The organism is Pseudomonas sp. PDM28 (assembly GCF_019219115.1).
In the GTDB taxonomy this organism is placed as follows: Bacteria; Pseudomonadota; Gammaproteobacteria; order Pseudomonadales; family Pseudomonadaceae; genus Aquipseudomonas; species Aquipseudomonas laurylsulfatiphila.
In genome coordinates this window covers 82,547-104,372 of the sequence record NZ_JAHUWG010000015.1, presented here as the reverse complement: position 1 = coordinate 104,372, position 21,826 = coordinate 82,547, and the positions used below count along the sequence as shown (strand labels likewise).

Sequence of the window (21,826 nt, the reverse complement as noted above, 5' to 3'; positions counted from 1 at the left end):
ATGAACAGCCTCAGAGATGTCAGCAACGAAGCGGTGCTGCAATTCGGACCCTACGCTTTCCACCTCAGTCAGCGGCTGGTGCTGGAGGGTAATCGACCGCTGCGCCTGGGCGGCCGCGCCCTTGACGTGTTGCAGGTGCTGGTCGAACACGCGGGTTCGGTGGTCAGCAAGGACGAGTTGATTGCGCAGGTCTGGCCACGCTCCGTGGTCGAAGAGATCAACCTGCGCGTGCACATCGCCGCCCTGCGTCGGGCCTTGGGCGATGGGCAGAACGGTCAGTGCTACATCGTCAACATTCCCCAGCGCGGCTACAGTTTTGTCGCCCCGGTGCAGCACTTGCCGGAGCCCGTAGCGTTCCCGAGCCAGACCGTACAAAAGCCCCTGCACAACTTGCCGGCACGGCTCACGTCGATCTCCGGGCGCGATGCCCTTGTCGGCAGCCTGGTGCGGCAGTTGCCGGTGCGGCGATTCATGACCCTGGTCGGGCCTTGCGGGATCGGCAAGACCACCGTGGCCTTGCGCGTGGCCGAACTGTTGTTGCAGCACTATCGGCACGGCGTGTGGTTGGTGGATCTGGCGGCGATCGATGACCCGGCGCAAGTGACCGATCATCTCACGCGAACCCTTGGGCTGGAGGTCGGCACCACGCTGGAAACACATGCACAGCGGCATGCCTTGTTGGTCCTGGACAACTGCGAACATCTGATCGAACGTTGCCGGACGTTGGTCGAGACTCTGCTGCAATCGATGCCGCGACTGTCGATCCTCGCCACCAGCCGCGAGCCGCTCAAGGCCGCGGGCGAAACCGTGTTGCGTCTGCCACCGCTGGCGGTGCCGCCGACGTCGGCGCTGCGCAGCGTTGCCGAGGTCATGGGCTATTCGGCGGTGCAGTTGTTCGTCAGCCGCGCCCGGGCCCGTCAGCAAGGCTTCACCTTGCGCGAACAGGACCTCAAGGCCGTACGGGAAATCTGCCGGCGCCTCGACGGCCTGCCGCTGGCGATTGAATTGGCGGCGGCGCAAATCGATGCGCTGGCGCTGGTGGGGTTGCAAGCGCAACTCGATAACTGTTTTCAGTTGCTGTCCCAAGGCCGCCGCACGGCCGTCCCCCGGCACCAGACGCTCAAGGCTGCACTGGACTGGAGCTACGAACGGTTGAATCCGCTGGAACAATCCGTGTTGCAGCGTTTGGCGGTATTCAAGATGGCCTTCACCCAGGATGCCGCGATAGGCGTGATCAGTGGCGACGCGTTACCGGTCGCCGAGCTGGCCGACGTGCTGGACAACCTCGCACTCAAATCACTGCTGTCCCTGGAGCAGGGCGGCGGGGTGATCCGTTACCGCTTTCTCAATACCACCCGCACCTACGCCCTGGAAAAGCTCGAACTCAGTGGAGAGTTGCGCACCCTTGAAATGCGTTATGCCGGTTACGTCAGTCAAACGCCCCGGCTTTCAGACCGGCAAGTGGCAATGCAACTCACCGAGTAAGTGGCGCACGGCCTTCAGGTCCGGCGTGGCAAAACCTTCGGTGAAGCGCTGGTAGACCGGCGCCAGCAATGCATGCGCCCGCTGGTGGCGGCCCTGACGCTGCCACAATTGCGCCAGCGAGGTGGCGCTGCGCAGCTCCCAGGCCAGGGCACCCTGGGTTTTTGCCACGTCGAGTGCCTTGAGCAGCACGGTTTCAGCCATCGCGGCGTTGGCCGGACACTCCGTTGCCAGCAGCGTCTCGGCCCTGGCCCGCAGAATCTCTGCCGTGCTCCAGCCCGACGCGCCGCTTTGCGCACGTTCGAGCAAGTCGTCATCGACGCAGGTGGAGTCCAGCGTGACCATGATGTCTTTGATCAATCCGACACTTCGTTGCCTGGCGGGCGCGACATCGACGCCGCCGATCACCTGCGCGTAGTGTTGCGCCCAGGTATGGAACAGCAGGACCGAGTGTTTCTGCGCCTGTTGCAGCAGCAGGCGCAGGAGTTCGCGGGCGCTGCGGGTGTCACCGTTGTAGTAGGCGATCAGGCAGCCGGCGAGCGCGAGGGTGTAGCAGATCGACGTGCCGTGGTTGATCTGCAACGCGATGTCCAGCGCCTGCCGGGCTGCGCGCCAGGCCTGTTCCGGTTGGCCTCGCAGCCAGAGGATGCGCGCCTGGATGGTCAGCGCCGCGACACTCTGGTCGTATTGCACGCCGAAGCCATGGGTGAACCGGTTGAGATGACCACTGTGGGCCATGCGTTGCAGTACCTGTTCGGCATACTCCCCGGCCTGTTGCTGGTCGCCGGAAAAATGCAGGGTAAGCACCCGCAATCGATGCGTGCTCAGGGATAACAGGGCGTCGTCATGCAGCCCCAGTTGATCGAATTGCCGGCTCTGTTGCAGGGCCATCTGGTATTGGCCGCAACTGAGATTGACCGCCAGGTGACCGGAAATCGCCCGCAATTGGCCGGCCACATCGTTGAGTCGGCTGGCCAGGGTTCTGGCACTGACAAAGGCGCCAACGGTTTCGGCGCTCGCGCCTTGAGCGTGGTAACAGGCACTGCCCAGGGCCAGCTTGAGGGTCATCTGCAAACGCGGGCACGGCTCGGCAGACTGCTCGAGCAGGGCCAGGGCTTTGCGCACATAACCGCCGTGTTCCTTTAGCAGTGACAGCTCCTGCCACAGGGGCGTGGACGTCGCGGCCAGGCGTATCGCCAGTGCCTGCGGCCCCTGCCCGTGCAGACCCCAGTCGAGGGCCGCGCGGATGTCCTCCAGGGTCCGGCCATAGCGCTCGAGCCACAGGCCGGTCGAGGTGTTCTCCCATTCGTCCTGCGCCTGTTGCATCAGCGCCAGGCAACGCTCGGCATGGCGCTCCCGCGTGCCGGGCAGGTCAGGGCTTTGCGCGAGTTTTTCCAGCGCATGGCTGCGGGTGGTATCGAGCAGACGGTAGTAGACATCCTCATCGCCCACCTCCACGTTCAACAGGGACTTGGCGACCAATTGGGTGATCGAGCCGAAGACTTCGCGAGGTTCGATGTGTTCGCCGACAATCACCGCCGCTGCGGACTCCAGGGTGAAGCCGCCGCGAAACACGCTCAGTCGGCGCAGGCAGGTCTTTTCGCAGGCGTTGAGCAGCTCGAAGCTCCAGTCCAGTGTCGCGCGCAGGGTCTGATGGCGTGCCGGGGGCGTCTGGCAGGGCTGGGTCAACACCCGGAAACTGCTTTGCAACTGCGCCAGCAAACCGGCTAATCCGAAGTTGCCCACTTGCGCCGCCGCCAGTTCGATGGCCAATGGAATGCCGTCCAGTCGGTGGCAGATGTCGATCAACAGCGGCAGTTCATCGTCCGTCAGTTCAAAGCTGTCATGGCTGGCCATGGCCCGCTCGACAAACAGTTGCAGGGCGGAAAAGGTCATGGCCTGGGCACGGTCGAGGACGGCGATGGGCGGCGGGCAGTCGAGTGATGCCAGGCGCTGGACGAATTCGCCTTCGGCCCGCAGGCTCTCGCGGCTGGTGGCGAGAATGTGCACGTGCGGCGCACTGCGCAGAATGTTTTCGCAGAGCAGGGCGATGGCGTCGACCAGGTGTTCGCAGTTGTCGATGACCAGCAGCATGTGGCGGTCACGCAGGTTGTCCGCCAGCCCGCTCAGGGATTCGTCGTCGTGCAGGGCCAACTCAAGCAACGTCGCCAGATGACCGTTGATCATCAGCGGGCAGTTGATCGGTGCCAGGTCCAGCAGGCGGATGCCGTCCCGGTAGCGACCGATCATTTGTTCGGCGACCCGCAAGGCCACGGTGGTCTTGCCGATGCCGCCGGGACCGACGAGGGTGATGAAGCGCTGGCGCGGCAGTTGCACCACCAGATTGTCGACCAGCGTCCGCCGGCCGATCATGCGTGTGCGGCGCACCGGCAGGTTATGCCGGCTCGGTGTGCAGGCCTCGGGTGCTGGTGATTGTTCGACCGGCTCCCGTGAGTGCGGTGCAACGAAGCTGTACCCGCGCTGGGCCACGGTGACGATGTAGCGCTGGCCGGCCTGACCGTCGCCGAGCGCCTTGCGCAACGCGGCCATGTGCACCCGCAGGTTGATGTCTTCGACCACGCTGTCGGGCCAGACCCGGGCGATCAATTGCTGCTTGCTGACCACATTTCCGGCGTGTTCCAGCAGGATCAACAGGATGTCCATGGCGCGCCGGCCCAGGCGCAAGGGCTGGTCGGCCTCCATCACCAGGCGTTGTCCGGGGTAGACCCGGTAGGGGCCGAAATGCACAGCCTGTTCGGGGGAAAAGGTCAACGAGTCGCTCCTGCTGCAGCCGTCTGGTTCGCGGTTTACGAGCATATTCCTCAGGTTTTTTACGCAGCGCAACGTGCCGCCCGGGTGACTGAAGGGGCAGGCATTGACTCTAGCGTATCGTCCAGCGGCTGTCGGTCCCGAAAACATTGGGTGCGACAGATGGGCATGACAGGCCGGGGCTTTTTGCGCGCCAAGGAAAATTAACAACGATTAACTCGTCGCGCGTCTGGTCTGCGCACAAAACTCTATCCCTGTAGGAGCGAGCTTGCTCGCGATGGTGTGTCAGCCACATGGGTGTCGACTGATACTCCATCGCGAGCAAGCTCGCTCCTACAAAGGGATTTCAACCCATCGCAAGGACAGAGCAATGAGCAACGTGGTGGTGGTCTATCACAGTGGCTACGGGCACACCCGGGTCATGGCCGAAGCCGTGGCCGCGGGAGTGGAACGGCACCTGGGCAGCACCTGCCGGTTGATCCCGGTCGAGGAAGTGGACGAGCAATGGGCGCGGCTGCACAACGCCGACGCCATCATCTTCGGCGCGCCGACCTACATGGGCAGCGCCTCGGCAGCCTTCAAGGGCTTCATGGAGGCCACGGCCGCGTTCTACCTGGCCCAGCCCTGGCGCGACAAACTCGCGGCGGGCTTCACCAATTCCGGCTGCCTGTGCGGCGACAAACTCAACACCTTGCTGCAGATGGCGGTGTTCGCCGCGCAGCACTCGATGATCTGGGTCGGCCTCGACCTGCTGCCGGCGCGTTCCGGCACCGGCGCGTTCAACGGCCAACTCAATCGCCTGGGCAGCTCACTGGGCGCCATGGCCCAGTCGAATGTCGAGCAATCCCCCGACGATGCGCCGCCTCCCGAGGATCGCTGCACTGCCGCGCATCTGGGCGAGCGGGTGGCGCGCCTGGCCGATCGCCTGAACCGACTACCGGTTTGATTCACCCCCCAACCCTCGTTAAGGAGGCATCACCCATGAGCACCTTCACTACCCGCGACGGCGTCGAGATTTACTACAAGGACTGGGGCACCGGTCAGCCGATTGTCTTCAGCCACGGCTGGCCGCTGAACGCTGACAGTTGGGAGTCGCAGATGATTTTCCTGGCCAACAACGGGTATCGGGTCATCGCCCACGACCGTCGCGGTCATGGGCGTTCCAGTCAGCCATGGTCGGGCAATGACATGGACCATTACGCCGACGATCTGGCACAGTTGATCGAGCTGCTCGACCTGCAAGACGCGGTGCTGTTCGGCTTCTCCACCGGCGGTGGCGAGGTGGCGCGCTACATCGGTCGCCACGGCACTGGCCGCGTGGCCAAGGCCGGGCTGATTTCCGCGGTGCCGCCCCTGATGCTCAAGACCGAAGCCAACCCCGGTGGCTTGCCACTAGAAGTGTTCGACGGCATCCGCCAGGCCTCGCTGGCCGACCGCTCGCAGCTCTACATCGACCTCGCCAGCGGGCCGTTTTTCGGCTTCAACAAGCCCGGCGCGAAACCGTCCCAGGGCATGATCGACTGGTTCTGGATGCAAGGCATGATGGCCGGCCACAAGAATGCTTATGACTGCATCAAGGCGTTCTCGGAAACCGACTTCACCGAAGACTTGAAGAAATTCGACGTGCCGACGCTGGTGGTGCATGGCGACGCGGATCAGGTCGTGCCTTACGAGGCGGCGGGTGTCTCCTCGGCCAGGCTGGTGAAAGGCTCGACCCTGAAGATCTACCCGGGTGCCCCTCACGGATTGACGGACACCCACAAGGATCAGCTGAATGCTGACCTGTTGGCGTTCTTGAAAGGTTAAAAAGCCAGATCAAAAGATCGCAGCCTTCGGCAGCTCCTACACGGTAGCGTGCATGCCCGAAGGCTGCGATCTTTTGCTTTCAAGGCCACGCACCATCTGACAGCGCCAGGCAAACGGATTGATGCCTTCGCTGCGGGTGAAGAGGTGGCAGAAGTGCGCCTGATCGCAGAAACCGCATTCGAGGCTGATCTGCGTCAGGCTCATGTCGGTGTACTGGATCAATTGCTTGGCCAGGGTTATGCGTTGCCGGCGAATCCAGTCCTGCGGCGAGAGTCCGGTGCTGCACTTGAAGGCGCGGGAGAAATGACTGCGCGAGAGGGCGCAGGCCTGTGCCAGTTCAGTGACTTCCAGGCTGTCGCCGAGGCGCTCGAGGATCAGTTGTTTAACCAGCCGTTCGCGCTGCGGGCTGAGGCCGCCGGTGCTTTTCTTTGGCACAGGCGTGAATGGCGCGGGCGCGGCATTTTGCTGAACGTGAGCCATGGTAAATGTCCGAGTCGGTAGGCTTCATTTTTGGACCCGAAGGCTCTGGCTTGCGAGTTAATCGTTGTTAATTCCTCGTTAAGCGCGGGACGGCCTGGGTAAAGTCAGACACACTTCCCAACCTCGCGCCTGGCCGAACACACAAGGGAACCGTGCCTATGAACCGTAATGATCTGCGTCGCGTCGACATGAACCTGCTGGTGATTTTCGAGGCGCTGATGTTCGAAAAGAACCTGACCCGCGTCGCGGAAAAACTGTTCATGGGTCAACCGGCGGTGAGCGCCGCGCTGGGGCGGCTGCGTGATCTGTTCGACGATCCGTTGCTGCTGCGCAACGGTCGCGGCATGGAGCCGACGGCGCGGGCGCTGGCGATTCTCAAGGAGCTGCAGCCGGCGATGGACACCATTTCCGGTGCGGTCAGCCGGGCCAAGGAGTTCGATCCGGCGACCAGTTGCGATGTGTTCCGCATCGGGCTGTCGGACGATGCCGAGTTCGGATTGTTTCCGCCGTTGCTGCGTCAATTGCAAGAGGAGGCACCGGGCATCGTCGTGGTTGTGCGGCGGGCCAATTACCTGTTGATGCCGGCGTTGCTGGCGTCGGGAGAGATCTCGGTGGGCGTCAGTTACACCACGGACCTGCCGGCCAATGCCAAGCGCAAGAAACTGCGCGATATTCCCTGCAAAGTGCTGCGCGGTGATACCCGGCCGGGGCAGCTGACCCTGGATGAGTACTGCGAACGGCCCCATGCGATGGTGTCGTTTTCCGGTGACTTGAGCGGCAATATCGATCTGGATCTGGCGAAGGTCGGGCGCAGTCGTCGTGTGGTGCTGGGGGTGCCGCAGTTCAGTGGGTTGCGGGCGTTGCTCGCGGGCACCGAGATGATCGCTACCGTGCCGGATTATGCGGCGTGTGCGTTGGTCGAGGGGTGCGGGTTGCGCGCCGAGGATCCGCCGTTCGAGATTGAGGCGGCGCAGTTGTCGATGGCCTGGAGCGGGGTGCATGACAATGATCCGGCGGAGCGGTGGTTGCGCTCGCGGATCAGTCAGTTCATGTCTGTGGCTTTGGATATTCGTTAGGCTTTTGACCTTGGCGGCCTCTGGGCCGACCAGGCTCTTGGTTGATTGAGTACATATCCGTTGCTGCGGTAACGGCGGCTTATGGTTTCGCCCTTACGGCGAGTCCCTTTGGCAAACGCCCCAAAGGAACCAAAGGTCTCGCCCCTTACGTACGGCCCCTCGCTGAGGCTCGGGGTTCCTTCGCTCCGGCATTCATCCGGGGGCATCGCCTCCGGTCGGCTTCGCTTCGACCTCCTCTCGATGTGTTCGGCTTCGCCGAACGGCGCTGCGCGCCCACCCCCGGATGAACGCCTCCACTCAGCCTGCCGAGGGGGCGGGTGGATCAAGAGCTGCAGGCGAGCTAACGCTCGGCCTGATGAGTGGTGAGAAGCGGCGCGGTGTGGACTGCTCTGCCTTTGCTCTTCTGTGGGAGCGAGCTTGCTCGCGATGGCGGCCTGCCAGCCGACCAATTTCTTTCGAATGTACCCAGTCCAAATGTGGGAGCGAGCCTGCTCGCGAAGGCGGTCTGCCAGCCGACCTGATTTTTGCAGATGTCCCCAATCCCTGTGGGAGCGGGCTTGCCCGCGAAGGCGGACTGCCAGCCAACCAATCTCTTACAGGGAAAATGCAGTGTTCCGACAACCCTGTTTAAAAGCCGTCAGCCTCTATTCCTGAAGGCCACACCGCCTTGCGTCGTTGCCTACAACTACGCCAGAATCCGCCGGCTTGTGTGTCTTGGCCCTGATCTCTAACGTTCTCCGCGTCGCTGGCCATTCAGCGATCGGGTTTAGCAGCTCGGTAAATTTCAAGGCTCGCCAGTGTCACCTCAAGATCATTTTGGTCTGCATGATGGTGGCTGTGCGTGGGGCACTTCGGTGCGCCGGGTTCCTTGATCCCTGGTCTGCTAACCCGCGTACAGCCGCCACCCAATTCGTTTAGCAGCGACCTGTGGCGGCTCCATTGATCAAGGAGTTCCACCATGTTCAAACCCACCCCGAATCCCCCGAAAGACCCCGCCTCACCGCGCAATCCCAGCACAATGTTTGTCATCACCCCCGACATCAACACCGAAACCCTGTTGGCCCACGCCTGCGAATCCCTGGCCTCGGCCAGCATCATGGCCAGTGATCTTGCAGGCTTTCTGCAGAGCCCGCATCGCAACGCGCTGCTTGGGATTGCGCAGATCATCATGTTGGGTGAGCTGGCGGTGAATCGGGCGCTGGATAATCTCGATCCGCAGGAATAACCCGGTAGTAGCAACAACAAATAAACCTGTGGGAGCGAGCTTGCTCCGGGCGGCGTTCCGACGATGGCGGTGGATCAGCCAACATCAATGTTGAATGTTGTGCCGCAATCGCGAGCAAGCTCGCTCCCACAGGGAACTATGTCGTTTGGTCGCTCTCGGTCTTCCTGCAAACAGAGCACGTACATTCAATTTTTCCTCCCCCCGTCCCGGCACTATCGAATCCAGTCCCGGCGCATCGACGCCGGTGGTTTTTCATTTGTGCAGGTGGGCCATGGACGCTTCGCGACGATATGATCGGGCGCAAGACTGGGGGCTGCTTTTCCTGCGGGTCAGCGGCGGGTTGTTTCTGTTGTGGGTGCACGGTTTACCCAAGCTGCTTTACTACAGTGCCGAGTTGCAGAACATCGAAGACCCTTTCCACCTGGGCGCGAACCTGACGCTGATGCTGGCGATCTTCGCCGAGGTGGTGTGCCCGCTGCTGATCGTCGGCGGGTTGCTGGTGCGTCTGGCATGTTTGCCTATTCTGTTTTTGCTGTGGGTGTCGATGTTGCTCGTGCATCCGCAGTGGACCCTCTTCGAAGGCCAGTTCGGCTGGCTGTTGCTGATCGTATTCACCAGCATTCTCATCGCCGGACCGGGACGGCTGGCGCTCAATATCCGTTTCGCCGGAGCCTTGCGTTATGTCTGATCTCAATCGCCGTGAGCCGGCAAGTCCCGGGCCTGATGAGGTGGTGACGCTGATCGTCAAGCACCGGGTCAAGGCCGGTTTTGAAGTGCCTTATGAAGCCTGGCTGCGCAACATCGTCAAGGTGGCCGCGCAGAATGTCGGGCACCTGGGTGTGGATGTGGTGCGCGGCAAGAACGCCGGCCTCGACACCTATACCTGCGTGCTGCGCTTTTGCTCGACCGAGGCGATGCAGAACTGGCTCGATTCGCCACAGCGCCAGGCATTGGTCGACGAAGCCGCGCCGATGCTGGCCGATGGCGACCAGACCGAAGTCAATCCGGTCAACGAGTTCTGGTTCTCGCCCCAGGCCGAAGCCGGTACGCCACCGCCGCGCTGGAAGCAGGCCGTGGTGACGTTGCTGGTGATCCTGCCGCACACCTTGCTGGTGCCGCTGCTCTGGGGGCCGTTGTTGCGGCTCAACGCCTTGCTCTCCAACTACGTGGTGGCCACGTTCCTGATCACCCTGACCATCGTGCTCTCGGTGGTTTACATCTTCATGCCCATGGCGACGCGTCTGTTCGCGCCCTGGCTGTCTCCCGCTACTTTGCACGAGGAACCGTGATGAACGCCGATCTGATTCTGTTCAATGGCCAATTTCATACCGTTGACCGCGAAAAGCCGCTCGCCAGCGCGGTGGCGATCAGCGACGGTCGCTTTGTCGCGGTGGGCAGTGATGCCGAGGCCATGGCCCTGCGTGGATCGAGCACCCAAGTGATCGACCTCAAGGGCCGCTGTGTGATTCCCGGGCTCAACGACTCGCACTTGCACCTGATCCGTGGTGGCTTGAACTACAACCTTGAATTGCGTTGGGAAGGTGTACCGTCCCTGGCCGATGCCTTGCGCATGCTCAAGGATCAGGCCGACCGCACGCCGACGCCGCAGTGGGTGCGGGTGGTCGGTGGCTGGAACGAATTCCAGTTCGCCGAGAAGCGCATGCCGACCCTGGCCGAGCTCAACCAGGCGGCACCGGACACCCCGGTGTTTGTGTTGCACCTGTACGACCGTGCCTTGCTCAACCGCGCGGCGTTGCGTGTCGCCGGTTACACCCGTGACACGCCGAACCCGCCGGGTGGCGAGATCGTGCGCGATGCCAACGGCGAGCCGACCGGCATGCTGGTGGCGCGGCCCAACGCGATGATTCTGTACTCGACCCTGGCCAAGGGGCCGAAGCTGCCGTTGGAGTATCAGGTCAACTCGACCCGCCAGTTCATGCGCGAACTCAACCGCCTGGGCCTGACCAGTGCCATCGATGCCGGCGGTGGTTTCCAGAACTATCCGGACGATTACCAGGTGATCGAGCAGTTGGCGAAGGATGAGCAACTGACCGTGCGCATTGCCTACAACCTGTTCACCCAGAAACCCAAGGAAGAGCTGACCGACTTCAAGAACTGGACCGGCAGCGTGAAGCTGCACCAGGGTGACGATTACCTGCGGCACAACGGCGCCGGGGAAATGCTGGTGTTCTCGGCGGCGGACTTCGAAGACTTCCTCGAGCCGCGCCCGGACCTGCCGCAAACCATGGAAGCCGAACTGGAACCGGTGGTGCGTCACCTCGTCGAGCAACGCTGGCCGTTCCGTTTGCACGCGACCTACAACGAATCCATCAGCCGCATGCTCGACGTGTTCGAGAAGGTCAACCGCGACATTCCGTTCAACGGCTTGCCGTGGTTTTTTGACCACGCCGAAACCATCACCCCGCAGAACATCGAGCGGGTGAGGGCGCTGGGTGGTGGCATTGCGATTCAGGATCGCATGGCGTTTCAGGGCGAATATTTCGTCGAGCGTTACGGCGCGAAAGCGGCCGAAGCCACGCCACCGATCAAGCGCATGCTGGCCGAGGGTGTACCGGTCGGTGCCGGTACCGACGCCACGCGGGTATCGAGCTACAACCCGTGGACTTCGCTGTACTGGATGGTCAGTGGCCGCACCGTCGGCGGCCTGGAACTGCACGCCGAAGGTCTTTCACGCCTGACGGCGCTGGAACTGTTCACCCACGGCAGCGCCTGGTTCTCGTCCGAGCAAGGCAAGAAAGGCCAGATCAAGGTCGGGCAATTGGCCGACGTCGCCGCCCTCAGTGCGGACTTCTTCAGCATCGATGAAGAGGCGATCAAGTGGATCGAGTCGGTGCTGACGGTAGTCGGCGGCAAAGTGGTGTACGGCGCCGGTGACTTCGAGAAGCTCGGGCCGGCCAGCGTGCCGGTGCTGCCGGACTGGTCGCCGGTGGTGAAAGTGCCGGGGCACTGGCGCCCGACGTCGCCGATGCAGGCCCAGGTCCACCACTGCAGCGGGCCGTGCGCGGTGCATTCCCACAGCCATGAACGGGCGCGCCTGTCGAACGCGCCGGTCAGCGATTTCGCCGGTTTCTGGGGCGCCTTTGGCTGCTCGTGTTTTGCCTTCTGACGAACTCAAGAAAGCGCCGACCCAACAGGGCGGCGCGGTATGCAACAACCATCCATCAAGGAGCTTCCAATGAGCAACGTTCCGTACAAACGCCTGAACAAAGACGATGCCGTGGTATTGCTGGTCGACCACCAGACCGGTCTGATCTCGCTGGTGCAGGATTTCTCGCCCAACGAGTTCAAGAACAACGTACTGGCGCTGGGCGACATCGCCAAATTCTTCAAGCTGCCGACCATCCTCACCACCAGTTTCGACAGCGGTCCGAACGGCCCGATCGTGCCGGAGCTCAAGGCGCAGTTCCCGGACGCGCCGTTCATTGCCCGCCCGGGCCAGATCAACGCCTGGGACAACGAAGACTTCGTCAAGGCGATCAAGGCCACCGGTCGCAAGCAACTGATCATCGCCGGTGTGGTGACCGACGTGTGCGTGGCGTTCCCGACCCTGTCGGCCATTGCCGAAGGCTTTGAGGTGTTTGTGGTGACCGACGCTTCCGGCACCTTCAACACCACCGTGCAACAAGCGGCCTGGGCGCGCATGTCGGCCGCCGGTGCGCACCTGCTGAACTGGTTCTCCGTGGCCTGCGAGCTGCAAGGCGACTGGCGCAATGACATGGAAGGCCTGGCCAACCTGCTGTCGGAACGCCTGCCGAACTATCGCAACCTGATCAACAGCTACATGAAGTTCACGGCCAAGTAAGACGTACACCTGTGGGAGCGAGCTTGCTCGCGATGGCGGCGTATCAGTCGACACATGTGTTGACTGACAGAAAGCTTTCGCGAGCAAGCCCGCTCCCACAGGGTTTTGCGTTCACATCCGCTTATCGACTCTGCAACCACCCCAAAAAACCACCTTTCCTGACCGCCGCCGGTTTGGCCATCAACGCCATCCGGCTGTTCTGCTGGCGCACCGCTTGCAGCTTGTTCAACGCCCGATCGACCTCCCGACGTTGCGCCATGCAGTTGCGGGTCAGGGATTTGTCGAGGCGGTAGATGATGCTTGAGGTCATGGCAGTGAACCGTGCCTGGGACGGCGTATCGGCGAGGATGCTTTGTTCGCCCATGACTTCACTCGGCCCCATGCGCCCGGCTTCGATCTGCGTGCTGCCGTCGGGGACGGTGGCGCTGACCACGCCGGTGGCGATGACGAACAGACTGTCCGGTACTTCCTCCAGGTCCAGCACCACATCACCGGCCGCGTATTGCTGCGCCACCATGTTCTGGGCCAGTCGATCCCGTTCCTCGGCGCTCAGGGAGCGGAAGATCTTCACTTCGTCGAGCAGTGCCCGTGCGCGGGTCGACGGCTCGATCACGCCATCGGGTTGCCGGGAAATGCCTGCCGCTTCGAGGTGCCGATGGGCCAGGTCGAACAGTTGATTACGCACTTCACCCTTTTTGCCCAATTCGGCGATGAAGCCGCTGGCCACGTATTCGGACATGGTTTCGCCGGCCTCCTTGAGCACGGCTTTCGGCGCCGGATCGAGGAGCAGACTGCTGCTGCCCTGAAGAGTACGGTCCAGGGCATCGAGTACCCGACGCGGGCGAATGTGGTTGGGTACCTGAATGCTGATCGACACGCCGTGCATGTTGAACGGGCGGCTGAGGTTGACGATCTTTGCCTTGGCCGCCACCGAGTTCGGCACTACCGCTGTGCTGCCGGCGCTGGTCAGCAGGTGGGTGGCACGCCAGTCGATGTCCAGCACCTTGCCTTCAATACCGTCGATGGAAACCCGGTCATCGACCTGATAGGGCTTGGTGGTGTTGAGCACGATGCCGGAGAACACGTCGCTCAAGGTGCTCTGCAATGCCAGGCCCACTACGATGGCGACGACGCCGGAGGTCGCCAGCAAACCTTTCACTGGCAGTTCCAGCACGTAGCCGGCGGCGGCCACCACCGCAATCAGGAACACCACTGCGCCGATGACATCCTGCAACAGCCTGCCGCTGTGGCCGATGCGCCGCATCAGGGCCAGGCCGATCACTTCGGTGAGCACCCGCGCCGCGTACAGCCACCAGAGAATCCCCAGCGCCGTGGCCCCCAGTTGCGCCACGCGATCATCGGCAAACAACGGCGCCTGCAACGGGCTGACGCCAGCATTGATGAGCATCGCGCCGAACAGCACAAACAGCGCCAGGCGCACACCGACCCGGCTGACGCGATGCTTGAATGGCGCGAGGTGCCAGAGCAGGGCGTCGATGGCCAGCAGCAGGGTGCTCAGGGAGAGCAGGTGACCGAGGAGAAAGGACATGGGAATGCTCCAGTAGAAATGAGGTCGCGCAGGTGGAGGGTGCTGTTGTGGCGAGGGAGTCGTCGCCCGCTTGAGTGCGGAGCAGATTAATGCTGTGTCAGGAAAGGAAAAAGCGGCTATAAAGTGTTTGACTGTCAACCAGGAAGTGACAATGAACCCCTTCGAAGATATGCGTATTTTTTGCCAGGTCATGGAGTCTGGAAGCTTCACGGCTGCCGCCGATCAACTGGGGCTGTCCAAGCAGTTTGTCAGCCGTCGCTTGATGCAACTCGAAGAGCGCCTGGGCGTGCGCCTGCTCAATCGCTCGACCCGGCGACTGGATGTCACGCCGCTGGGGCAAAGCTATTACGAGTCAGCCTTGCGCCTGCTCAGCGAAGTCGAGCAAGTGGAGCAGGGCATCGCCGGCCAGACCACCGAGCCACGCGGGACCATTCGTGTGAGCGCTCCGCTGTCGTTCGCACTGGCGCATCTGGGCTGTCTGTTGCCGGTGTTTTTGCAGCGCTATCGCGACGTGACGGTGGAGATGGATCTGAGCGATCGGCCTGTGGATTTGCTGGGTGAGGGATACGACCTGGCGTTGCGCATCGGCACGCTCGAGGACTCGACCTTGATTGCCCGGCGGATCGCGTCGATCCAGCGGGTGTACTGCGCCAGCCCCGGGTACCTGGCCGAGCGCGGCACACCGCGCAAACCTGAGGATTTGCACGGTCATGACTGTTTGCCGTACGGCCATGGTCGGCAGGTGCAATGGCGTTTTGCGGGGCAGGGCAAGCCGCTGATGGTCAACGTCACCGGTCGGATGCGGGTCAACAACGGCGAGGTGCTCAGGGATGCGGCTATCGCCGGCCTGGGGATCACGTATTTGCCGGCGTTCATCGTCGGCTCGGCACTGACGGATGGAAGGCTGGTGGAGGTACTGGAGGATGTGCGCCCCGAACCGCTGACGTTATCGGCGGTGTATCCGCAGCATCGTCAGAGTTCGCGGCCGGTGCAGGTGCTGGTTGAGTTCTTGCGCGAGGCGCTGGATCAGTCTGAGGGTGGGTTGTAATAAAATGGTCGACACAATCAAATGCGGGCTTGCTCGCGAAGGCGGTGTGACAGTCAAAGAAGTTGTTGACTGACCCACCGCCTTCGCGAGCAAGTCGGATCGCCGCACCGCCGCTCCCACAGGGTTTTGTGTTGTATGGGAATCAGCGGGAATCAGCTCCTTTTGTCATCGCCGGGTTCGGCATGGACACCACGGTCATCGCCGGGCTCGCCATTGGCATGGACACCACGGTCATCGCCGGGTTCGCCATTGGCATGGACGCCACGGTCATCGCCGGGTTCGCCATTGGCGTGGACGCCATGGTCATCCCCCGCTTCATCATGGGTGCCGCTGCGTCCTGAGGACGAGGCCGTTCCGGAGTGGCTCGAACCGCTGTTGGCACTGCCATGGCCGCTGTTGCTGCCATGGTCGCCGCTATGGCCGCTGCCGCTGTTGCCGCCACTGCCGCTTCCGCCGTGACTACCGCCACCGCCGCCTCCATTGCCACCGCCGCCACCTCCATTGCCGCCACCGCCGCCGCCACCACCACCTCCATTGCCGCCGCCACCGCCTCCATTGCCACCACCACCGCCTCCACTGCCGCCACCCCCACCGCCACTACCCCCATCCTTGGCCTGAGCACTGGATACCCCGGACAGGTTGTCCGGAATCAGTACGGTAGACGCCGACAGAACCGCGCCAATAGCTACTGCCAGTAAAAGCTTATTGATGTGCATGTCGTTCTCCGTCTTCTTGTTTGAGCCTGGAACGTTGATGAAGCTTGCAACGTGCTGCTTTTTCCCATGGGAACCTGTTAAACACCTCGGCAGGCTGATTTATTCAGTTTGATGGTTGAAGAAATGCAACGGACAGCGCGGCCCTGTTCCAAAAGTCAGTGAATACTCGAGGCCAGTTCGAAGATCGGGATGTACATCAGGATCACGATCACCCCGATCAACAGGCCGATGAAGGTCATGAGCAAGGGTTCGAACAGCCGCACGAACCATTCGATCCAGCGGCTGATTTCTTCGTCATAGAAATCGGCGCTGCGCTCCATCATCTGCCCGAGGTTGCCGGACTGTTCACCGGCGCGTAGCAGGCGCAGGGACACGGGGGTCACCAGTTGGTTGAGCTCCAGTGCGGTGGACAACGATTGCCCTTCGCGCACCCGTTCGCAGGCCTGGTCCAGCCGGCTGCGGGAGGCGACGGTGAGCAGGTTGCGGACCATGCCCATGGCGGTGACGAGGGGAATGCCGCCTTGCAGCAGGATGCCCAGGGAACGGTAGAAGCGTGCCAGCTCATACATGAAGATGCGCTGGTGCACCGCGGGGAGTTTTTCGATCACCCGGTCCAGCCCCCGCCGAAACGCCGGTTGGCGCTGCAGCAGGACGAGGGCGACGATGATGGCCAGCAAGCCACCGAAGAATTCGCCCTGGTGGGCGTGAAGGAACATGCCGCTGCTCATCAGGATCTGCGACAACCACGGCAGGTTCGACCCCAGCCCTTCGAACACCAGGCTGAAGCGCGGCACGACGTAGCCCATCAAGAACAACACCACGCCGCCGCCCACTACCAGCAACAGCATGGGGTAGATCGACGCGCTGATGATCTTCTGGCGAACCTCGTCCATGCGCTGTCGATAGCTGACATATCGGCCCAGGGCATCGCCGACGGCGCCGGTCTTCTCGCTGGACTGCACCAGCGCCACGTACAAAGGCGGGAAAATGGCCGACAACTGGCCCAGGGCCTGGGAAAACGATTTGCCCTCGTAAAGCAGGCGCACCAGTTCGCTCAGGGTTTTGCGGGCTTGTGGCGCGTTTTCCTTTTCCGCCAGGCTTTCCAGCGCATCGATCAACGGCAGGCCGGCGTTGAGCAAGGTGGTCAGCTCCTGGCTGAACAACACCAGGTTGAACGTCTCGCGCCTTTGCAGGCGCAACGCGCGCCAATGTCGCTCGGCGTGCAGGCTGACTACCCGCAGGCCCTGGTCTTCGGCGATGCGCCTGGCTTCGCTTTGCCCCGGCGCATCGACGGTCATTGAGACGACACCGGCCTTGCCGACGGCTTTGAGATGAAAGCGCATGGTCGCCATATCCGTCAGTTCCAGTTGGTGACTTCGGCGTTCTCGCCTTCGCCGCCGGGTTGCCCGTCCTTGCCCATGGACAACAGGTCGTATTCGCTGTTTTCACCGGGATAGCGATAGCTGTAGTTGCGGCCCCAAGGGTCTTGGGGAAGTTTCTTCTGCAGGTACGGGCCGGTCCAGCGCGGTTCGTCGGCGGGTGCCGTGACCAGCGCCTGCAAACCCTGTTCGGTCGACGGGTAATGGCCGACCTCCAGGCGGTAAATGTCCAGGGCTTTGCTCAAGCCTTCTATTTGTGCCTTGGCCACTTTCACTTCGGAACGGCCCAGCTGGGCGAAATACTTCGGCGCGACGATGCCGGCCAACAGCCCCAGCACCACCAGCACCACCAACAGTTCGAGCAGGGTGAACCCGCTTTGGGTTCGCCGGGCATAACGCAGATGCTGATTCATGATGACCTCGCACGGTAGGCAGCAGTGTTGCCATGCAGTTGCATGCAATTGCCATGCTCATGCTTGGTGATCCTTCTGCACCCCCCGTGCCATGGGCCTTCTCACTTACGGCACAGTGCTTGCGTATGGCTGTTGCACGACTGGCCATTGGGGCAATACCCCCATTTTTCGGGGCCGGGAGGGGAGGTCTGACAATGAAGTTACTCACCACCGGGTTGCTGGGTCTGCTGGTGTTGACCGGCGCCGCCCAGGCCGATGTGTTTGTTTCCGTGGACGCCAATGGCAGCTACGTCCTGTCCAATGTCCACCGCCCCGGACGCCACTATGAACGGGTGATCCGTGAACCCGATGCGCCGGTCGTCAGCCTCGACCAGCAGCCGCAGATGATCGCCGCGCAACCCTACGCCGAACTGGTGGCGGCGGCCGCCACGGCCAACGAACTGCCGGCGGCGCTGCTGCACGCAGTGATCAAGACCGAGTCGAGCTACAACGCCCGCGCTACCTCACCCAAGGGCGCTCGCGGACTGATGCAGTTGATGCCCGACACCGCCCGCGAAATGGGCGTGACCAACGTCTACGACCCCAAGGCCAACATCCAGGGCGGTGCCCGCTATCTCAAGCGCCTGATGACGATGTTCGACAACGATATCCGCCTCGCCGTAGCGGCCTACAACGCCGGCCCGCAAGCGGTGCTCAGCCGTGGCAACGTGGTCCCGCCGTTTGCCGAAACCCAGCGTTATGTGCCCAACGTGCTGAACCAGTATCGGCGTTTGCAAGGGTTGTCCGCGGATGCGCCGCTGTGATCGAAACCGCCGGGGGCGATTTTCCCCAATAGTGGGGAATGGTGGCCCCAGTCGGAAAGTTGGGGATTGGGTGGGGAATATCCCCCAGCTTATCAAGTCGTGATTATAACGGTCTGATTAATAACGTATTTTTTTTGGCATGCGGATTGCTCCAGACGATTTGTCGAGAAGTGTTCCCCGATAACCCGCAGCGAGGTCCGAGTCCATGATCGGCATATTCCGCGCCTTGTCCTTGATTAATTTGCAGCGGGTGGCTGCCGACGATTGCCTGACCATCAATCTGCAGAACCTGCTGGCCTATCCCGCCGACGGCAATTTCGTGTGATGGACAAAGCCTCGGGCCAACCCTTGTCCGGTGACGCTTTGTGTGTTCGGGGCGAACCAGGCGATACCCACTAAGAGGAAACTGACATGAACCGATTCGCGCATCGCGCAATGCTGACGTTCTGCCTGTTGGCCTTCGGTTTCGACCAGGTGCCGGCTCATTCGACGGACGAGCACGCCGGGCACGACATGGCAGCCATGAAGGTCGGCCAGGAGACCGCCCGGATCAGGATTGCCGACGTGGCCTTGCTGGACCAGAACGGCAAGGTCGTCAGCCTGGAAAAAGACCTGGTGAGCAACAAGATCGTGGTCATGGGTTTCATCTACACCAACTGCACCACGGTCTGCCCGATGGTGTCCTCGATCATGGGCAAGGTGCAGAAACGGCTGGGTGCGCGGGTCGGCACCGAGGTGCAACTGGTGTCGATCAGCATCGACCCGCAGCGTGACGATCCCCAACGCCTGAACGACTACGCCCGCACCTTCCAGCAGGGGCCGGGCTGGAGCTGGCTGACCGGTTCGCCGCAGTCGGTCGATGCCACCCTCAAGGGCCTGGGTGCCTACGGCGGTGACTTCCAGAACCACCCGCCGCTGATTCTGGTGGGCGACGGCAACAACCGCCTCTGGACCCGCTATTACGGTTTCACCGACCCGACGGAACTGGCCCGGGCCGTCGAGAAGCTCAGCGGTGAACGCAATACCCACGTCAAGCACACTGCCATTGCCATGGAGCGACAGCCATGAGAGCCATCGACTGCTTCACCCTGGGCATCTGCTACTGCATTTTCAGTTCAGTGGCGTTTGCCCACGAAGGGCATGAGCAGACCGCGCCTGTGGTGGCCGCCGCGCAACCGTCCAGCGGCACCCACGATGCGAAAACCTGGTTCACCGACACGCCGTTGCAGGACCAGAACGGCAACACGCTGCGCTTCTACAGCGACACATTGAAGGACCGTGTGGTGCTGCTCAATGTGATTTTCACCCGTTGCGACGATGCTTGCCCGCTGATTACCCGCAAGCTCAAAGAAGTGCGTGAAGTGCTCGGCGACAAGGCCGACGGCATCACCTTTATCTCCCTTACCAGTGATCCGCTGCGGGACACCCCGGCGGTACTCAAGGCTTACACCTTGAAACAGGGCATCGATGGGCCCCACTGGTTTTTTCTTACCGGCGACAAGGCGCAAATGGACCTTGTACTGGGTCGTATCGGTCAGATCGTGCCAACCCCCGAGCAGCACTCCACCCACTTGATCGTCGGTGACGTGGCGAACAAGCGCTGGAGCAAAATCAGTCCCGATGCCCCGGCGGCCACCATCGCCCAGCGCCTGCAGTTGCTGACAATGCCCGTGGCCGGACGCTAGCCATGGCCATCAATACTGCCCTCGTCCTTGGCCTGCTGCTCTTCGGCGGCCTCACGCTCAGCGTCCAGGCGCTGCCGCTGAACCTCAGCGAAAGTGCCGGCAAGCGCCTGTACCGCGAAGGTATATCGGCCAGCGGCGAGCCGATCATGGTCCGGGTCGGCGCATCGAACATGCTGCTGCCGGCCACCAGCCTGCCGTGCGCCAAATGTCATGGCGACGACGGCCTCGGGCGACCGGAAGGCGGGGTGCGCCCACCGGACCTGAATTGGTCGCGGCTGGCCGGCAGCCATGGCCAGCAGCACTTCAACGGCCGCAGTTACCCGGCCTACAGCGACAGTACCCTGGCGCAGGCGGTGCAGGAGGGGCGCGACCCCGGCAATAACCGGCTCGATCCGTCGATGCCACGATTCGTGTTGTCGATGAACGATCAACGCAATCTCACGGCGTACCTCAAACGCCTGGCCGAAGACCGCGATCCGGGCCTGACCCCCGACAGTCTGCACCTGGGCACGTTGCTGCCGGGCACCGGGCCATTGAGCGAGGAGAGCGCCACGGTGGCGGCGGTGCTCAAGGGCTGCGTGAAGCGTATCAACGAGGCGGGGGGCATTCACGGCCGGCAGTTGCGCCTGACCATACTCGACCCCGGTACTGATCGCGCCAGTGCCGAAAAGGCGCTGAACCGGTTGATCGATGAAGAGCAGGTGTTCGCCCTGATCGCCCCGCTGGCGCCGGCATTGGACGTGGACCTCGCCGTGCACCTGGAACGGGCCGGCATTCCGCTGATCGGGCCGCTGTCCTTGCAGGGCACGCCCCACGCCAGTCCGCAGATATTCGAACCACTGCCGGGGCTTCGTGAGCAATTGATCGCCCTGGCCGATTACGCCAGTGCCAGCCTGCGGGTGCTTCAGGGGCCGACGCTGATCGCCTATCCGGACGAATCCGGCCAACGGCTGGCGGCGCAGGAACTCGGCCAGTACTTGCAGGGGCACGCCTGGCAAAAGGTGCGCCTGCAAGCCTACGACCCGAGCGGGGAAGATTTGCCCCTGGGCTCGCGCTCGGTGTTTTACCTGGGCACCAGCAGCGGCTTCAGCCGACTGGCCGAGCGTCTGCAAACGGCGGGGCAGGTGCCTTACCTGTTCGCCACCTCGAACCAGGTGGCGGGCAATCTGACGCAGGTGCCCAGCGGATTTTCCCGGCGAGTGTTCCTGGCCTATCCGTTCGTGCCCAGCGACTGGACCCAGGCCGGGCGCCTGGCCCTGACCCAGTTGCGCGAACACCAGGGCCTCGGTGGCCAGCACGCGATACTGCAAGTGGGCGCGTTCAGTTCGATGATGCTGCTCAGCGAAGGCATGAAGCAGGCCGGGCGGGATGCCAGCCGCGAAAAGCTGGTCAGTGCCCTGGAAGGCCTGCATGACTTCGATACCGGGCTGACGCCCCTGATGAGCTTTGGTCCAGGCCGACGCCTGGGCTTGAGCGGTGCCCATATCGTCACGGTGGATCTGCCGGACCAGCGATTCTATCTGGTCGCCCCCTATAAACCTGTCGCTGCCACGCCCTGACCGGAGGCCGATC

General features: G+C 62.5%; 20 protein-coding genes. 14 read left to right on the top strand and 6 right to left on the bottom strand.

Annotated elements, in window-relative coordinates; genetic code table 11:
* On the top strand, window positions 1-1,485 hold the full coding sequence (locus KW841_RS28400) for a winged helix-turn-helix domain-containing protein (RefSeq protein WP_218480612.1): 1,485 nt from the start codon (window positions 1-3) through the stop codon (window positions 1,483-1,485).
* Here the strand turns inward: KW841_RS28400 and KW841_RS28395 are convergent.
* The gene (locus KW841_RS28395) at window positions 1,450-4,254 is read right to left on the bottom strand and encodes a winged helix-turn-helix domain-containing protein (RefSeq protein WP_218480611.1); all 2,805 of its coding nucleotides are present in this window, start codon (window positions 4,252-4,254) and stop codon (window positions 1,450-1,452) included. The two genes, KW841_RS28400 and KW841_RS28395, sit on opposite strands and share 36 nt — an antisense overlap.
* A gap of 367 nt (window positions 4,255-4,621) precedes the next feature.
* Between KW841_RS28395 and KW841_RS28390 the strand changes: the two genes are divergently transcribed.
* Together KW841_RS28390 and KW841_RS28385 are read left to right on the top strand one after the other, a co-directional pair.
* Window positions 4,622-5,197: a flavodoxin family protein gene (locus KW841_RS28390; protein ID WP_218480610.1), complete on the top strand. Its 576-nt coding sequence runs from the start codon at window positions 4,622-4,624 to the stop codon at window positions 5,195-5,197.
* 35 nt (window positions 5,198-5,232) lie between these two features.
* Window positions 5,233-6,057 (top strand): alpha/beta fold hydrolase, encoded by an 825-nt coding sequence (locus KW841_RS28385; protein WP_218480609.1) that lies wholly within the window; start codon window positions 5,233-5,235, stop codon window positions 6,055-6,057.
* 36 nt (window positions 6,058-6,093) lie between these two features.
* Here KW841_RS28385 and KW841_RS28380 read toward each other — a convergent pair whose 3' ends face one another.
* The gene (locus KW841_RS28380; RefSeq protein WP_218480608.1) at window positions 6,094-6,537 is read right to left on the bottom strand and encodes a helix-turn-helix domain-containing protein; all 444 of its coding nucleotides are present in this window, start codon (window positions 6,535-6,537) and stop codon (window positions 6,094-6,096) included.
* Window positions 6,538-6,695: 158 nt separating this feature from the next.
* Between KW841_RS28380 and KW841_RS28375 the strand changes: the two genes are divergently transcribed.
* The 6 genes from KW841_RS28375 to ycaC all read left to right on the top strand — a co-directional run bounded on the left by KW841_RS28375 (window position 6,696) and on the right by ycaC (window position 12,661).
* On the top strand, window positions 6,696-7,613 hold the full coding sequence (locus tag KW841_RS28375) for a LysR family transcriptional regulator (protein ID WP_218480607.1): 918 nt from the start codon (window positions 6,696-6,698) through the stop codon (window positions 7,611-7,613).
* A 958-nt stretch (window positions 7,614-8,571) separates the two neighbouring features.
* The gene (locus KW841_RS28370) at window positions 8,572-8,838 is read left to right on the top strand and encodes a DUF6124 family protein (protein WP_095968231.1); all 267 of its coding nucleotides are present in this window, start codon (window positions 8,572-8,574) and stop codon (window positions 8,836-8,838) included.
* 271 nt (window positions 8,839-9,109) lie between these two features.
* Entirely contained in the window at window positions 9,110-9,526 is a 417-nt protein-coding gene (locus KW841_RS28365; protein WP_218480606.1) for a DoxX family protein, read from the top strand.
* Complete coding sequence (locus KW841_RS28360) at window positions 9,519-10,127, top strand: antibiotic biosynthesis monooxygenase (RefSeq protein WP_007977196.1); 609 nt, start codon at window positions 9,519-9,521, stop codon at window positions 10,125-10,127. The genes KW841_RS28365 and KW841_RS28360 overlap by 8 nt, the downstream gene beginning before the upstream one ends.
* Window positions 10,127-11,965: an amidohydrolase gene (locus KW841_RS28355; protein ID WP_218480605.1), complete on the top strand. Its 1,839-nt coding sequence runs from the start codon at window positions 10,127-10,129 to the stop codon at window positions 11,963-11,965. Before KW841_RS28360 ends, KW841_RS28355 begins: the two co-directional genes overlap by 1 nt.
* A gap of 69 nt (window positions 11,966-12,034) precedes the next feature.
* Window positions 12,035-12,661 (top strand): isochorismate family cysteine hydrolase YcaC, encoded by a 627-nt coding sequence (ycaC, locus tag KW841_RS28350; protein WP_007977200.1) that lies wholly within the window; start codon window positions 12,035-12,037, stop codon window positions 12,659-12,661.
* A 121-nt stretch (window positions 12,662-12,782) separates the two neighbouring features.
* Here the strand turns inward: ycaC and KW841_RS28345 are convergent, their stop codons facing one another.
* Entirely contained in the window at window positions 12,783-14,210 is a 1,428-nt protein-coding gene (locus tag KW841_RS28345) for a mechanosensitive ion channel family protein (RefSeq protein ID WP_218480604.1), read from the bottom strand.
* Window positions 14,211-14,361: 151 nt separating this feature from the next.
* Between KW841_RS28345 and KW841_RS28340 the strand changes: the two genes are divergently transcribed.
* The gene (locus KW841_RS28340; protein ID WP_218480603.1) at window positions 14,362-15,258 is read left to right on the top strand and encodes a LysR family transcriptional regulator; all 897 of its coding nucleotides are present in this window, start codon (window positions 14,362-14,364) and stop codon (window positions 15,256-15,258) included.
* Window positions 15,259-15,410: 152 nt separating this feature from the next.
* On the opposite strand, the gene KW841_RS28335 is transcribed toward KW841_RS28340, so the two are convergent.
* The 3 genes from KW841_RS28335 to gspG form a co-directional block, all read right to left on the bottom strand.
* Window positions 15,411-15,974 carry a hypothetical protein gene (locus KW841_RS28335; protein WP_218480602.1) on the bottom strand — a complete coding sequence of 188 codons (564 nt, stop codon included), beginning with the start codon at window positions 15,972-15,974 and terminating at the stop codon, window positions 15,411-15,413.
* 155 nt (window positions 15,975-16,129) lie between these two features.
* Window positions 16,130-17,317 carry a type II secretion system F family protein gene (locus KW841_RS28330; RefSeq protein ID WP_218480601.1) on the bottom strand — a complete coding sequence of 396 codons (1,188 nt, stop codon included), beginning with the start codon at window positions 17,315-17,317 and terminating at the stop codon, window positions 16,130-16,132.
* A 14-nt stretch (window positions 17,318-17,331) separates the two neighbouring features.
* Window positions 17,332-17,766 carry a type II secretion system major pseudopilin GspG gene (gene gspG, locus KW841_RS28325; protein WP_015095760.1) on the bottom strand — a complete coding sequence of 145 codons (435 nt, stop codon included), beginning with the start codon at window positions 17,764-17,766 and terminating at the stop codon, window positions 17,332-17,334.
* Between the two features lie 194 nt (window positions 17,767-17,960).
* Here gspG and KW841_RS28320 point away from each other — a divergent pair, with 194 nt between their 5' ends.
* The 4 genes from KW841_RS28320 (at window position 17,961) to KW841_RS28305 (ending at window position 21,813) form a co-directional block, all read left to right on the top strand.
* Window positions 17,961-18,569 (top strand): lytic transglycosylase domain-containing protein, encoded by a 609-nt coding sequence (locus tag KW841_RS28320; protein ID WP_218480600.1) that lies wholly within the window; start codon window positions 17,961-17,963, stop codon window positions 18,567-18,569.
* A gap of 411 nt (window positions 18,570-18,980) precedes the next feature.
* Window positions 18,981-19,637: an SCO family protein gene (locus KW841_RS28315; RefSeq protein ID WP_218480599.1), complete on the top strand. Its 657-nt coding sequence runs from the start codon at window positions 18,981-18,983 to the stop codon at window positions 19,635-19,637.
* Entirely contained in the window at window positions 19,634-20,254 is a 621-nt protein-coding gene (locus KW841_RS28310; protein WP_218480598.1) for an SCO family protein, read from the top strand. Before KW841_RS28315 ends, KW841_RS28310 begins: the two co-directional genes overlap by 4 nt.
* Window positions 20,255-20,262: 8 nt before the next feature.
* On the top strand, window positions 20,263-21,813 hold the full coding sequence (locus KW841_RS28305; protein WP_218480622.1) for an ABC transporter substrate-binding protein: 1,551 nt from the start codon (window positions 20,263-20,265) through the stop codon (window positions 21,811-21,813).
* Window positions 21,814-21,826: the final 13 nt, after the last annotated feature.